Origin of the sequence: Salinimicrobium sp. WS361, assembly GCF_050750585.1 — a bacterium.
Classification (GTDB): domain Bacteria; phylum Bacteroidota; class Bacteroidia; order Flavobacteriales; family Flavobacteriaceae; genus Salinimicrobium.
In genome coordinates this window covers 68180-82795 of the sequence record NZ_JBOJLM010000009.1, presented here as the reverse complement: position 1 = coordinate 82795, position 14616 = coordinate 68180, and the positions used below count along the sequence as shown (strand labels likewise).

The window sequence follows — 14616 nt, the reverse complement described above, 5'->3', positions numbered from 1 at the left end:
AATAATTTTGTATGAGAAAAAATAACATATTTCTAACACTGGCCCTGTTTATTGCAATTACAGGCTGTTCACCACAAATTAATCAGCTTTACTTTGCCGAAGATGAACCTTCAGAAGATTTTGGTTATCCCCAGGAAAAGGAGATCGAAAAATCTTTTTATTTATTGGGAGATGGAGGTTACTCACCTCCGGGAGGTTCTTCAGAAGCTTTACTGGCTTTTAAAACCTATATAGATTCTGTAAAACAGAAGGGCAACTACACTATTTTTCTTGGCGATAACGTATATCCCGCAGGTCTGGTTTCTGAGGATCATCCCGAGAGAGAGCTCATGGAATACCGTATTGATGCTCAAATAGATGCTGTAGAAAACTATGAAGGCAACCTCTTCTTTGTGCCCGGCAACCATGACTGGTATGCTCAGGGATTAGTTGGGCTGGAACGCCAGGCCGATTATCTGCGGGAGAAGCTGGAGAGAGAGGATGTTTTCTTTCCTGAAGCCGGTTGTGGCTTGACTTCTATTGAGGTGACAGAGAATATTCAGGTATTAGTGGCCGATTCCCAGTGGTTCCTCGAAGATTGGGATAAACATCCTAAGATCAACGATGATTGTGACGAAATAAAGACCCGGGAAGCCTTTTTTCAGGAGATTGATAGTGAGTTAAAGAAAAATCAGACAAAGACGGTGGTTTTTGTAATTCACCATCCTTTATACACTAATGGACTACACGGCGGAAACTTCAGTTTAACCAACCATTTATATCCTACCCAACGAAAACTGCCGCTGCCCATACTTGGTACTCTGGCAAATTTTATTAGAACTACGGGAGGTGTTACCAGCACCGATCTTCAAAATGAGAGATATAAAGGAATGAGAAAACGCATTGAAACTATTGCATCCCGGTGGGGTAATGTAGTATTTGTTTCGGGGCATGATCATTCATTACAATATATTGAACACGACAAGGTAAAGCAGATTGTTTCGGGCTCAGCATCCAAGGCTTCTTATGTGGGGCTGGGGAGCGATGGTTTATTCGCCTATTCAGGCCAGGGCTTTGCCTCTCTCGATATTTTTGAAGATGGTTCTTCGTGGGTAAGCGTCTATGGCAGTGAAGAAAAGAAACCTAAGCTTTTATACCAAAAAGAAGTCATCGCTGCGCCGCAACCTTTCAGTACAGACACATTATCAACTTCTTTTCCACAAACAATACACGCCTCGGTATATAAACCTGCAGATACTGCTGTGTCAGTGGCTTACGAAAGTATTTGGGGAGACAGGTACAGAGATCTTTATGGAATCCAGGTAGAAGTTCCTGTTGCCATTCTCGATACTTTGTATGGCGGACTCACAGTAGAACGTGCCGGGGGAGGGCATCAAACCCGATCTCTTAGATTAAAAGATGCCCAGGGCAGAGATTATAACCTGAGAGCTCTTGAGAAAAGTGCCGTGCAATTTATCCAGACGGTGGCTTACAAGGACACGCCTGTAGAGACAAAGTTTGAAAACACCCTTGCAGAAGATGTGATCAAAGACTTTTATACTTCTGCGCACCCTTATGCTTTCCTGGCTATTCCGAAATTATCAGATGCAGCCGGGATTTATCATACCAATCCACAAATATTTTACGTCCCCAGGCAAAAAGCTTTGGGAGATTTCAACAGCGAATATGGAGATGAGCTTTATATGATCGTGGAGCGCCCCGAAGAGGGCTGGGTTGGATATGAATCATTTGGCAGCCCCAACCACGACATAGAAAGTACATCGGGCGTGTTTGAGCGGTTGCGGCGTGATGAAAAATATACTTTGGACGAAACTGCATATATAAGAGCAAGAATTTTTGATATGCTGGTGGGCGATTGGGACAGGCACGAAGATCAATGGCGATGGGCCGAAATTGAAGACGAAGAAGGGAATCATCTCTTCAAGCCAATTCCCCGCGATAGAGATCAGGTTTTTTCAAATTTTGACGGAGCCTTCTTTAACACCTTAAGAGGTTTGACCGGTTTTGCAAATCAATTTGCTGTTTATGATGAAGACATCAGCAATATTGAGTGGTTCAATTCGGCTGCGGTTGGTTTGGACAGGAGCCTAATCCAGAATTCTCCAAAGGAAGAGTGGCTGCAACAGGCAAAATACCTTCAGGAGCATATTACAGATAAAGTAATTGAAGAAGCTTTTGAAGAACTTCCGAAGGAAACACAGGGAGAAGCCACTCAGCGGATTATCAAAAACCTGAAGGCAAGAAGAAACAATATTGTTGACATTGCTGAAAGGTACTATAACTATTTTGCAAAGTTTGCTATGATCACTGCAACAGATAAAGATGATCATATAGAAATTGAACGTCTTCCTGAAGGAGAAACCCGGGTAACAATTTACAGGATCAAAGACGGTAAAAAGGACGATGTTGTGAGCAATAGGATTTATGATCCCAATGTAACGCATGAACTCTGGGTTTATGGTCTTGATGATGATGATATTTTTGAAGTTTCTGGTGATGCATCTGCAAAAATTCTGGTGAGGATCATCGGTGGTCAAAACAATGATATTTACAGGATCAAAAATGGCAAAAAAGTCAAGGTCTATGATCACGAGTCCCTTCCTAATACAGTAGAGATCAACGATGGTGCAGATATTACCTTTACCGATGACTATGAAGTGAATGTCTTCGATAAAGATCGAAAAGTTTATTCTTCAAGTTCTGTGCTTCCTGCCGTGGGATACAATCCAGATGATGGTTTCCAGGTAGGTCTAAGCGCTACTTTCAGTAAATATGGCTTCCGCAGGAATCCTTTTACCGCTCAACATAAGTTTAGGGCCGGGTATTATTTTGCCACTCAAAGTTTTGATTTAAGGTACCGGGGTGAATTTGCTAATGTTTTTGGCGGATATAACTTCCTGTTAAAAGCACATTTTACGAACCCCAGCTACACCCGTAACTTCTTCGGAATGGGAAATGAGACAGAAAATTTTGAAGAGGAATTGGGGAAAGAATTCAACCGCGTGCGCATTAGCAGGATAGGTGGAGAAGCCGGTATTGTGAAAAATACCCCTTTTGGTCGTTACTACCAGTTAACTGCATCTTTTGAAGGCGTACAGATCGAGGAAAGTACAAATCGTTTTCTTTCTGAATCATACATGAAGGACACCAACTTTTTTGACCGCCAGTATTTTGCTGGTCTTGAAGGGGTTTTTCGATACGAAAGTTATGATTACATCCTTAACCCTACTAATGGTATGAAATTCGAATTTATAGGCGGCGGAAAAATTAATACAGGTGAAACTGACAATATTTATGGATACGTCGCACCATATCTCGAATTCTACAAAGCCGTGAGCCGTAATGATAAGTGGGTAATCAATTCTCGGGTGAATGCCGAAGTGCTTTGGGGAGACGACTTTGAATTCTACCAGGCTGCTACAATAGGTGGAGCCGAAAGCTTGAGAGGGTTCAGAGAAGAAAGATTTTCTGGTGAAAGTGCTTTTGTTTGGGGTAACGATTTGAGATACAGTTTTGACGAGTTCAAGACTTCGTTTGTGCCTTTTCAAATAGGTGTTTTTGCAGGTTACGATCTTGGTAGGGTATGGCTTGATGGCGAAGATAGCAACCTGTGGCATGATAGCTATGGCGGCGGATTGTGGGTGACAGGGGCAGAGGCTGTTTCGGCTAAATTTAACCTCTTTTCGGGAGGTGAAAAACTGCGTTTCAGTTTTAGTGTGGGTATGAGCTTTTAATTTCTACGGAAGTAAAATAGATTCTGAAAAATATGAAGTTTGCTCCTGATTATGCAGGATAGCTTCAGCTATCAAAATAAAAATTGAAGGGTGTAAATAATTGACTGGACTGCTAAAAATAGCTTTTCAACCTGCATTTTTAAAGAATAAAATGCGGGTTGAAAAGTATATTAAAATACTCCTGAAAGGCTCCCAGTTTTTGTCATTTTTGAAAGGTGAGGCTCGTGATTATTTTCAGTGTTTATGGTCATTAAACTCAAAAATGTGCTCACACTTGAAGAGTTTCAGCATAGAAATAACTTCTCCTTAGCAACTTTCAAAAATGCCTTGTGTTTTTGCCCTTTTTGAAGGGTGAGATGGGTAAATCATTTGAAATGCTAAATTATGCATCTCCTTCCGCAGAAGGTTTTTGAATATTCAATCTGTTGTTGAATTCGAGTGTGCGAATTGGGAAAGGAATATTAATATCGTGTTGATCATACACCTTCTTAATGGCAATAATTGCACTACTCCTGGCAAAAAGAATGTCCCGGTTGTTGGTTGCAGCACTCCAGAATCTCACTATAAAATTGATGGAGCTGTCGCCAAATTCATTATACATGAATTCTACTTCTTCCCCCTTTTTTTGAGGAAAAAGTTCTGAGATTGTATTTAGTGTAATGGTTTTTACAAGTTCAAGATCAGAATTGTAAGCTACGCCGCAACTCACAGTGATCCTGGAACGTGAGGTACGGGAAAAATTCTTAAAAGGTGCGTCTATGACCTGGGAATTTGGAATAACAACATAATTATTATCGGCTTCCCTAATGACAATACTCCTAAGATTGATTTCTACAACCCTTCCGGCATAACCGTTATTTTCGATCCAGTCGCCAATCTGTAACTCCGGAAGGAAACTCAGCAGGATTCCTGAAAAGGTGTTATTTAACGTGCCTTGTAGTGCAAGACCTACGGCTAAACCCACGACCCCGGCACCGGCCAGTACAGAAGTGAGAATAGTATTTAAATTGAGTAGCCCAAGGGCAACAAAGAAACCTATGGCAATGACAACTACTTTGAGGATCTTAATGGTGATCTCCCGTATAGAGGCCTGTCTTACTTTATACCTGAGTAATTTATCGAGAAGCTTACCCAGGTATTTAGCAGCTAATACAAAAATGATAAAGACCAGTACGGCCAAAATGAAATTAGGCAAACCCAGGATTATAGAATCCAGCCATTCGCCTAATTTCTTCCAAATTCCTTCTACGGAATTTTGTATGTCAAATTCTTCTTGCGACATTCAGCTTTATACCGGCTTATGTTGTTCTGCTGTTTTCATCTTCCAGGCATCCAACATCCAGCTGGTCTTCTCAAGCTCCCGAATGTAAGCACCAATAAGGTCTATAGTACCTTCATCTCCTCCCTTTTCGGCCACCTGTACTACCTGTCGCATCTGTTTTAAGATTGTGCCATGGTCTTTAAGCAGGTTTTCGATCATCTTAGAATCTGAAAGATCTGATTCTGATTCTTTCAGGTTAGATTTCTTTAGATATTCACTTAAATTGCTGGTGGGTTGATATCTTAAGGTAAGTATGCGCTCTGCAATCTCATCAATTTTTATTTTCGCGTCATCGTACAGCTCTTCAAATTTTTCATGAAGGTCAAAGAAATTCTTACCAATTACATTCCAGTGGTAATTACGAAGTTTTTGATAATATAAATGATAATCGGCTAAAAGAACATTAAGTTCCTGAACTGTATTTGACGTCTCTTTGGCGTCTAAACCTAAGTAACTCATAGTTTTTATTTATGGTTTTAAAATTTACTATTCAAATATACAATAATTATACTGTAAATACAAGCTTATTCTGAAGTAGGACGGTTGCTCTTGAGGTCCAGTTTTTTAAGTAATTCTTCTGAAATTTGTCCTGAAGAATAGTTGTACCCATCAAGTAGAACTCCTTTTCTTCCCGAAGAGGTTGTGATGGCATACAAAGTAGCTTCATCACCGGGATTTGAAGGACCTTCAAACCGGTAGACCTCATCTACAACAAAATCCTGAGACAGAAATTTTTCTCTTTCTTCAGGAGATTTTAGTTTCTCATCGAGGAGGTTGAAATCTTCTTCATATCCTTCTTCGGTGCGAAGCATGTTGAGAGTCTGTGATAGGGTTCCTTTTTGTTTCATTATGCGCTTATTTTGGTTCAGGATTAAATTACGCTCCTAATTTGGTGTTTGCAAGCATACGTGCTGGATTAGTAATAATTTAACGCAGCTACTTCCTGCGATCTTTTTTCCTGAAATCCCATAACCCAAGAGGTATGGCTAGAAAGAAAAAGAAATACCAGCCGGTAAGGATGCCAAAGATGGTGATGAGTGCAGCAATAATATAGAACCAATCACTTCTGAAAAACTTCATTTTTACACAACTTTACTATAATTTATAAAAAAGGCTGCAAGTTTCAAACAAAAAATGCAGAATTTCACCCGGCTTTATTAAATTTGTAACTAACCCCTATATGCTTTTTAAATGAAAACCAGAATTACCCTAAAGGAATTGGCCAAATTACTGAACGTTTCTGTTTCGACAGTTTCGAAAGCTTTGAACGATAGCCCCGAGATTAGTCCGAAAACAATTGAAAGGGTTAAAGAACTTGCTGCTCTTCATAAATACCGTCCAAATCCAACTGCGGTCAATTTAAAAAGCAGTAAGAGTGGGACGATTGGGGTGCTGATTCCAAATATAGCAAATTCTTTCTTTGCTAAAGTGCTTTCAGGAATGGAGGCACGTGCACAACGGGAGGGTTTACAGGTGATCACTTATATTTCGAATGAATCACATGATCGGGAAAAGCAAATTTCTGAAATGCTTACTGCGGGTTTTGTAGATGGTGTTCTAATAGCTATAGCCGAAGAAACACAGCGAAAAAAAGATTTTGAGCATATTAGGAATATTATTCAGTATGATATTCCGGTTGTGCTTTACGACCGCATCGATTTTGATATGCCTGTAGATAAGGTAGGAATAGATGATATAAAAGTATTTTATGATGCCACAAGGGATCTTCAGAATAAAGGATTGAAAAAGATAGGCCTGGCTACCTCTGTTCATCACATGGGGGTGGGAAAGGCTCGAATAGAAGGTTATAAGAATGCTTTAAGGGAAGATGATACCTTTTATCTGGCGAATTCGGCCAACTTGGAAAGTTTAAAAGAAAAGACTCTTAAGATGCTATTGGAAGATAAGGTGGAGGCAGTCTTATGTAGTGATTTTGACAGTACTATGCTTACTTATAGACTGGCGTATGAAAATGGTCTTCGAATACCGGAAGACCTTAAAATAATTGGATTCATTCGTGGGGGGCTTGCAAAATATCTTACTCCTTCAGTGAGCTTTGTAGATCAATCTCCCGACAAGATTGGAGCAAAGGCTATGGATATTCTTATTAGCCGAATCAATAAAAAAAATACCGGGCCAAAAGAAAAGATACTCATTGCGACAGAAGTGGTGCATTATGAGTCGACTCAATTTTAAAAATAATGAGGTTCTTTAAGAGGAAATTAATAAATACCTTTTATGAAAATTTTACCTTTGGCAGGTAAAATTTAAACCAACCCAAATTTCATTTAATGAACAGCAAACAATTTGAATTGCTCAGTTCTTCAAAAGTATTAGTTACAGGTGGCGCAGGATTTATTGGCTCTAACTTATGTGAAGCTCTCCTGGATTTAAATGCCAATGTAGTATGTCTCGATAATTTCGCAACTGGAAAAAGAGAGAATCTTTCAGCAATTAAAGATCATGAAAATTTTACTTTAATAGAAGGGGATATTCGTAACCTTGAGGATTGCAAAAAAGCCGTTTCCGGAGTAGATTTTGTATTGCATGAAGCAGCACTGGGTTCTGTTCCCAGGTCTATAAACGATCCTATTACAAGCAATGAAGTGAATATTTCAGGTTTTCTGAATATGTTAGTAGCTTCGCAAGATGCTGGTGTGAAAAGGTTTGTTTATGCAGCCAGTTCTTCTACTTATGGCGATTCTGAAGCACTTCCGAAGGTTGAAGATCACATTGGTAAACCTTTATCTCCTTATGCTATTACTAAATACGTAAATGAGCTATATGCCGATATCTTCCATACAACTTATGGACTTGATACCATAGGCCTTAGGTACTTTAATGTTTTTGGAAGGAAGCAGGATCCACATGGTGCTTATGCTGCTGTGATCCCTAAGTTCGTAATTCAGTTTATGAATCACGAGAGTCCGGTCATCAATGGAGATGGTACCTATTCCAGGGATTTCACTTATATAGACAATGTGATTCAAATGAACTTGCTAGCTTTGACTACAGACAATAAAGAAGCACTAAATCAGGTTTATAATACTGCAGTAGGGGATAGGACGAATCTAAAAGAATTGACCCAGCTACTTAAAAAATACCTTTCGAAATATGATTCCGAAATTTCCAATGTAGAAGTTGAGCATGGCCCAAATCGCGCCGGGGATATACCTCATTCCCTGGCTTCTATAGATAAAGCAAAAACTTTGTTAGGATATGATCCACAATATAAAATAGAAGCGGGACTGAAAGAAGCTGTGGAGTGGTATTATAAGAATTTATAGAAGAAAATATGAAAAATAAAAAAATAGCTGTAGTTGGACTTGGTTATGTCGGGCTGCCGTTGGCAAGATTATTCGCAACAAAGTATTCTGTTGTAGGATTTGATATTAATAAAAAAAGAGTTGAAGAGCTACGTCAGGGAAAAGATACCACCTTAGAGGTGGAGAACGATGTTCTTCAATCTGTACTTAAAGAGACTCCTTCCGAAGAAAATGGGCTTTTTTGTAGTGCAGATCTGGAAGATATTAGAGATTGTAGCTATTATGTGATCACCGTACCTACTCCCGTTGACAAAAACAACCGCCCCGATCTTACGCCTTTGTACAAGAGCAGCGAATCTGTGGGTAAGGTGTTAGAAAAAGGTGATATAGTGATATATGAATCGACAGTATTTCCTGGGGCTACTGAAGATGAGTGTGTGCCGGTACTTGAAAGTAGCAGCGGATTAAAATATAATGAAGATTTCTTCGTAGGATATTCCCCTGAAAGAATAAATCCGGGAGATAAAGAACACACTGTTGAAAAAATATTAAAGGTCACAGCAGGATCAACACCGGAAATTGGAAAAAAGGTAAATGAACTTTACGCCTCTGTTATTACAGCCGGAACTCACCTCGCACCTACTATTAAGGTGGCGGAAGCAGCAAAGGTTATTGAAAATTCTCAAAGAGATATTAATATCGCCTTTGTTAATGAATTAGCAAAGATCTTTAATATGATGAAGATTGATACGCAGGCGGTACTTGAAGCTGCCGGTACCAAGTGGAATTTTCTTCCTTTCAAACCAGGGCTTGTAGGCGGACATTGTATAGGTGTAGATCCATATTACCTGGCACAAAAAGCACAGGAGATAGGTTATCATCCCGAGATCATTCTGGCCGGTAGGCGCATGAATGATTCTATGGGGCAGTACGTAGCTTCAGAAGTAGTTAAGTTGATGCTGCAGAATGACCAAAAGGTGAAGGGCGCGAATATTCTGGTTATGGGAATAACATTTAAAGAGAATTGCCCTGATGTGCGCAATACGAAAGTTGTTGATGTCATAAAAAATCTAAAGGAATACGGAACAAATGTGATAATATATGACCCTCTTGCAGACCCTGAAGAAGTGCAGCATGAGTACGGTCTTGTTACAACAAAGGATCTTCCGGAGGGAAAATTCGAAGCTATTGTGCTGACTGTTGCGCATAAAGAATTCCTTGATCTGGATCTGAATAAGCTAAAGAACGGGCAGACGGTGGTTTATGATGTAAAGGGAGTCCTGGGAGATAAATGTGATAAGAAGCTGTGATTAGGGATTAGTTAATTAGGGAATGGTTAATTGGGGATTGGTGATTTGGGATGAGCTAATTAGTTGTGGGGACATCCGGACTAGAGAATGATCTTATAGATTAGTAAAGATAATGTTGTTAGAAAAATAAAACCAATTAACTAATTTACTCGTTAACCAATTAACCCGAACCAATGGCTGGTAATTTCGAGAAACTGGAGTGCTGGAAAAAGTGTTTTGAGCTTAAGCCTTTTATAAAAGAAAAAGTTCTTACAGCTTTACCGGATTCTGAAAAATTCTATTTGCGGTCGCAATTATTGAGAGTATCCCGATCAGCAACTGCAAATATTGCTGAAGGATGGGGGCGTTTTCATTACAAAGAAAACATCAAATTTCTTCTGAATGCCCGGGGATCCGTGGCTGAAATTTTTAGATCATGCTATTGAAGCACGTTCCTGGAACTATATCACAGAAGAAGTTTTAGAAGGAATAAGAAATTTAACAGACTCCTGTATAAGGTTGTTAAATGGTTATATAAAATATCTAAGAAAACAGAATGAATTAAATGGCTGATTAGGATAGAAGGAGGTAATCTAATTAACCTATTAACCAATCACCAATTAACTATAATTAAAATGAAAATAAAAAATATTTGCTGCATCGGTGCCGGTTATGTAGGTGGTCCCACTATGGCAGTAATAGCGCAGAAATGTCCGGGTGTTAAAGTAACTGTGGTTGATATCAATGAGAAAAGGATCAACCAATGGAATGATCGCGATGTAGAGAAGATACCTATTTATGAGCCGGGGCTTTCAGAAATTGTAAGGGAAACAAAGGATAAAAATCTTTTCTTTTCAACAGATGTAGATAAAGCTATTGATGAAGCCGATATGATCTTTATTTCGGTGAATACCCCCACCAAGACCTACGGAATTGGAAAAGGAATGGCGGCCGATTTAAAATACATTGAGCTTTGTGCCAGGCAAATTGCAGCAGTGGCAAAGGACGACAAAATTGTGATTGAAAAATCAACATTGCCAGTTAGAACTGCAGCTGCTCTGAAGAATATTTTAGACAATACAGGGAATGGTGTAAAATACCAAATCCTTTCAAACCCGGAATTTCTGGCTGAAGGAACTGCTGTCGAAGATCTTATGAGCCCCGATAGGGTTTTGATTGGAGGTGATATAGATAGTGAGGAGGGTAGGGAAGCTATGCAAGCCCTTGTAAATATTTATGCATCCTGGGTACCTAAAGAAAAGATACTCACTACAAATGTTTGGTCTTCAGAACTTTCAAAATTGACAGCTAATGCTTTCCTTGCTCAGAGAGTTTCTTCTATAAATGCCATGTCAGAACTTTGTGAAAAAACTGGAGCTGATATAAATGAAGTTTCTAAAGCTATAGGAATGGATAGTAGGATAGGTTCCAAGTTTTTAAAGGCTTCTGTTGGTTTTGGAGGTTCTTGTTTTCAAAAGGACATTCTCAACCTGGTATACATAGCCCGTACCTTTAATTTAACTGAGGTAGCAGATTACTGGGAGCAGGTTATTACCATGAACGATCATCAGAAAAGGCGTTTTGCAGCCAATATGGTCCAGACGATGTTCAATACCGTGGCCGGTAAGAAAATCGCAATTTTAGGGTGGGCTTTTAAAAAGGATACCAATGACACGCGAGAATCTGCCGCGATTTATGTCGCTGATTACCTTTTGAATGAACAAGCCGAAATAGTGGTATACGATCCAAAAGTAACCGAAGAACAAATCTATTCTGATCTTAATTACCTTGGAAGTCGCAGTGGGGACGCCAACAGGCAAGCCGTAACTGTGGTAAATTCTGCAATGGAAGCTTGTGAAGATGCTCACGCTATTGCTGTACTCACAGAATGGGATGAATTCAAAAAACTTGACTGGAAAAAGATTTATGATCAAATGCTTAAACCTGCATTTTTGTTCGATGGGAGAAGACTTTTAGAGCCTAAAACCAAGAAAGAGATTGGGTTTGAATTCTATGCAATAGGAAATTAATAAAGTGGAAAGAGGATCATAAAGCCTATTAAAGAGATAGATATATCTTTTTTATGTTTCTCTTTCTCTGTTTCTACAGGTTTCGGTATATTTAGCCCCTCTATGAAAAATCAATTAAGAACAGCTATAGAGGCTTCCATCGCAGCCGGTAGGGAGATCATGAAAATTTATGAGCAGAAGGATCTTCAGGTTGAATTGAAGGAAGACGATTCTCCTCTAACCATTGCCGATCGAAGAGCGAATGATATTATTAATGAGTTTCTAATTCCTTCAGGGATACCTGTAATAAGTGAAGAGAACATCCAGCTTTCTTTTGAAGAGAGAAAAAGCTGGCAAAGATGTTGGATTGTAGATCCGTTAGATGGAACCAAGGAATTTATCAAAAGGAATGGTGAGTTTACCGTTAATATTGCTCTGGTACTTGAAGGAAATCCTGTGTTGGGGGTAATTTATGCTCCTGCTCTAAAGTCGCTATATTTTGCTGATGTGTCTGAATCTAAGGCTTTTCAGGTTACCCTAGGAAATGAAGATGTAGACGTAGATCAGATTCTTCTTAATGCAAGCCAAATCTTTCCTCAACAAGCAGGATCTGAAATTAAAGTTGTGGGTAGTAGGTCGCATATGAACCAGGCTACTCTTGATTTCATTGAAAAGCTCAAAGAAGAAGGGAAAGAAGTGAAAGTGTTATCTAAAGGAAGTTCGCTTAAGTTTTGTTTACTTGCCGAGGGTGCAGCTCATGTTTATCCTAGATTTGGCCCAACAATGGAATGGGATACCGCCGCCGGGCAGGCTATTTGTGAAGCTGTTGGCTTTACCTGTAGATGGGCAGCTTCAGGAGAGCGTATCACTTACAACAGGGAAAACCTTAAAAACGACCATTTTTCTGTTGTTTATGAAGGATAGATCTTATAAAAGGCATTTAGCTAAAACAATTACGTGGAGAATCGTCGGAACCATGGATACTTTTTTCCTGGCCTGGATGATTTCCGGAGATCCCTTTGCAAGTCTTAAAATTGGTTTGGCCGAGGTAATAACTAAAATGACTCTATATTATTTTCATGAAAGATTATGGTTTAAAGGGGAATTCTTGGCATCCTCAGGGAAATGGAGTAGTAGAAAAAGACATTTTGCAAAGACCATTTCCTGGAGAATAGTAGGAACAGTCGATACTATGCTGCTTGCCTGGATAATCACAGGGAATCCTGTTACGGGATTAAAAATAGGATTGGCTGAAGTGGTGACAAAAATGTTGCTTTACTATTTTCACGAAAGAGCATGGTACAGGATTGATTATGGAGTAGCCAACAAAAGGAAATCAAAAAAGTCTAAGATGAATATTCTTACCTCTAATAAATAGAAAGCTGTCATAGCATGAAAAAAAATATTGTTGAACATAACTATAGTGTTTCGAGGGAAGATCGAACCAAAAAGCATAAGCACCAATCTATGGTTGTTTGGTTTACAGGGCTTTCAGGTTCAGGAAAATCAACTATTGCAAACAGTCTCGAAAAACGCCTTTTTAGAGAGGGAATATCTACTTATTCTCTTGACGGGGATAACATCCGCAGCGGACTGAGTAAAGGTTTAAGTTTTAGCAGGGAAGACCGTCATGAAAATAACCGCAGAATAGCAGAAGTCGCTAAACTGTTCGTTGACGCAGGAATAGTAACTATAGGTGCTTTTATATCTCCTCTAAAGAAGGACAGGACCCAGGCAAAGGATATTATTGGGAGAGATAATTTTGTTGAAGTATTTGTAAATACTCCGCTTGAGGTTTGCGAAGAGAGGGATGTAAAAGGCTTTTATAAAAAAGCCAGACAGGGAGAAATAAAGAATTTTACGGGCATAAGTGCTCCTTATGAAGCCCCTGAAAATCCAGATATTAAAATTAATACCGAGGAGGAATCTGTAGAAGAAGCTGTCGAGAGACTTTATGAATTTCTGCAAAAAAAATTGAAATTTGATGAGTAAATATTATTTAAACTATCTTGATGAGTTAGAATCTGAAGCTATCTTTATTCTAAGAGAGGTTTGGGCTCAATTTGAAAATCCGGTGATTTTGTTTTCCGGTGGTAAGGATTCTATTCTTGTTACTCATCTGGCAAAAAAGGCATTTTTCCCCGCTAAAATTCCTTTTGCTTTACTGCATGTAGATACAGGGCATAACTTTCCTGAAACAATACAATTCAGAGATGATCTCGTGAAGGAATTGGGAGTAAATTTACTTGTAGGATCGGTCCAGGAATCTATAGATAAAGGAAGAGTTGCAGAAGAAAAAGGTAAGAATGCTACCAGAAATGCGCTTCAAATTACCACTTTATTAGATGCTATTGAAGAGCATAAAGTTGATTGTGCTATAGGGGGAGGAAGAAGGGATGAAGAAAAAGCCAGAGCAAAAGAGCGATTCTTTTCTCACCGCAATGATTTTGGGGAGTGGGATCCCAAAAACCAACGCCCGGAACTATGGACCCTTTTGAATGGAAAACACTTCGAAGGAGAACACTTTAGGGCTTTTCCTATAAGTAACTGGACTGAAATGGATGTGTGGAATTACATAAAAAGAGAAAATATAAGTATTCCATCTCTTTATATTGCTCACGATAGGGAAGTGGTGTGGAGGAATAATTCCTGGATTCCTGTTTCTGAATTTCTAAAGTTGGGGCCAGATGAAAAAATTGAAACTAAAAAGATTCGGTTTAGAACACTTGGTGATATTACTATTACTGGAGGAATAGAATCTGAAGCCGACACGCTGGAGAAAATTGTACAGGAGGTCTCTGCAATGCGCAAGACAGAAAGAGGAGATAGGAGTGATGATAAAAGGAGTGAGACTGCAATGGAAGATAGAAAGAAGCAGGGATATTTTTAGAAAATTAATTCCTTTATCCCCTGCCCTAAAGGGAGGGAATTAATTTTACAATTATTCAATTTAAAGATTTTCCGGTTCCCTTTAGGGTTAGGGTAAAACGGAAAATC

Annotated in this window: 14 protein-coding genes; 10 read left to right on the top strand and 4 right to left on the bottom strand. The window is 39.1% G+C overall.

The features are described 5' to 3' along the window. The first annotated feature begins 11 nt into the window (after positions 1–11). Entirely contained in the window at positions 12–3734 is a 3723-nt protein-coding gene (locus tag ACQ93I_RS10850) for a metallophosphoesterase (protein ID WP_431698547.1), read from the top strand. Between the two features lie 382 nt (positions 3735–4116). Here the strand turns inward: ACQ93I_RS10850 and ACQ93I_RS10845 are convergent, their stop codons facing one another. The 4 genes from ACQ93I_RS10845 to ACQ93I_RS10830 all read right to left on the bottom strand — a co-directional run bounded on the left by ACQ93I_RS10845 (position 4117) and on the right by ACQ93I_RS10830 (position 6135). Then, positions 4117–5016, bottom strand: coding sequence for a mechanosensitive ion channel family protein (locus tag ACQ93I_RS10845; RefSeq protein ID WP_431698546.1), 900 nt, complete (start codon positions 5014–5016; stop codon positions 4117–4119). A gap of 6 nt (positions 5017–5022) precedes the next feature. Next, positions 5023–5514 carry a Dps family protein gene (locus tag ACQ93I_RS10840; protein ID WP_266069187.1) on the bottom strand — a complete coding sequence of 164 codons (492 nt, stop codon included), beginning with the start codon at positions 5512–5514 and terminating at the stop codon, positions 5023–5025. Positions 5515–5579: 65 nt separating this feature from the next. After that, complete coding sequence (locus tag ACQ93I_RS10835) at positions 5580–5903, bottom strand: phosphoribosylpyrophosphate synthetase (protein ID WP_431698545.1); 324 nt, start codon at positions 5901–5903, stop codon at positions 5580–5582. A gap of 88 nt (positions 5904–5991) precedes the next feature. Beyond that, complete coding sequence (locus ACQ93I_RS10830) at positions 5992–6135, bottom strand: hypothetical protein (protein ID WP_431698544.1); 144 nt, start codon at positions 6133–6135, stop codon at positions 5992–5994. A gap of 111 nt (positions 6136–6246) precedes the next feature. Here ACQ93I_RS10830 and ACQ93I_RS10825 point away from each other — a divergent pair, with 111 nt between their 5' ends. From ACQ93I_RS10825 to cysD, 9 genes are all read left to right on the top strand, one after another. Then, the gene (locus tag ACQ93I_RS10825) at positions 6247–7251 is read left to right on the top strand and encodes a LacI family DNA-binding transcriptional regulator (RefSeq protein ID WP_431698543.1); all 1005 of its coding nucleotides are present in this window, start codon (positions 6247–6249) and stop codon (positions 7249–7251) included. A 95-nt stretch (positions 7252–7346) separates the two neighbouring features. After that, entirely contained in the window at positions 7347–8342 is a 996-nt protein-coding gene (locus ACQ93I_RS10820; protein ID WP_431698542.1) for an SDR family oxidoreductase, read from the top strand. 8 nt (positions 8343–8350) lie between these two features. Then, on the top strand, positions 8351–9631 hold the full coding sequence (locus tag ACQ93I_RS10815; protein ID WP_431698541.1) for a nucleotide sugar dehydrogenase: 1281 nt from the start codon (positions 8351–8353) through the stop codon (positions 9629–9631). A 173-nt stretch (positions 9632–9804) separates the two neighbouring features. Further along, entirely contained in the window at positions 9805–10056 is a 252-nt protein-coding gene (locus ACQ93I_RS10810) for a four helix bundle protein (RefSeq protein ID WP_431698540.1), read from the top strand. A gap of 189 nt (positions 10057–10245) precedes the next feature. Next, entirely contained in the window at positions 10246–11640 is a 1395-nt protein-coding gene (locus tag ACQ93I_RS10805; protein ID WP_431698539.1) for a UDP-glucose 6-dehydrogenase, read from the top strand. Positions 11641–11742: 102 nt separating this feature from the next. Then, entirely contained in the window at positions 11743–12543 is an 801-nt protein-coding gene (gene cysQ, locus ACQ93I_RS10800; RefSeq protein WP_431698538.1) for a 3'(2'),5'-bisphosphate nucleotidase CysQ, read from the top strand. Next, positions 12533–12997, top strand: coding sequence for a DUF2061 domain-containing protein (locus ACQ93I_RS10795; protein WP_431698537.1), 465 nt, complete (start codon positions 12533–12535; stop codon positions 12995–12997). Before cysQ ends, ACQ93I_RS10795 begins: the two co-directional genes overlap by 11 nt. 14 nt (positions 12998–13011) lie before the next feature. Next, positions 13012–13611, top strand: coding sequence for an adenylyl-sulfate kinase (gene cysC, locus ACQ93I_RS10790; protein ID WP_431698536.1), 600 nt, complete (start codon positions 13012–13014; stop codon positions 13609–13611). Beyond that, positions 13604–14509, top strand: a complete 906-nt coding sequence (cysD, locus tag ACQ93I_RS10785; protein WP_431698535.1) for a sulfate adenylyltransferase subunit CysD — start codon at positions 13604–13606, stop codon at positions 14507–14509. Before cysC ends, cysD begins: the two co-directional genes overlap by 8 nt. Positions 14510–14616 lie beyond the last annotated feature (107 nt).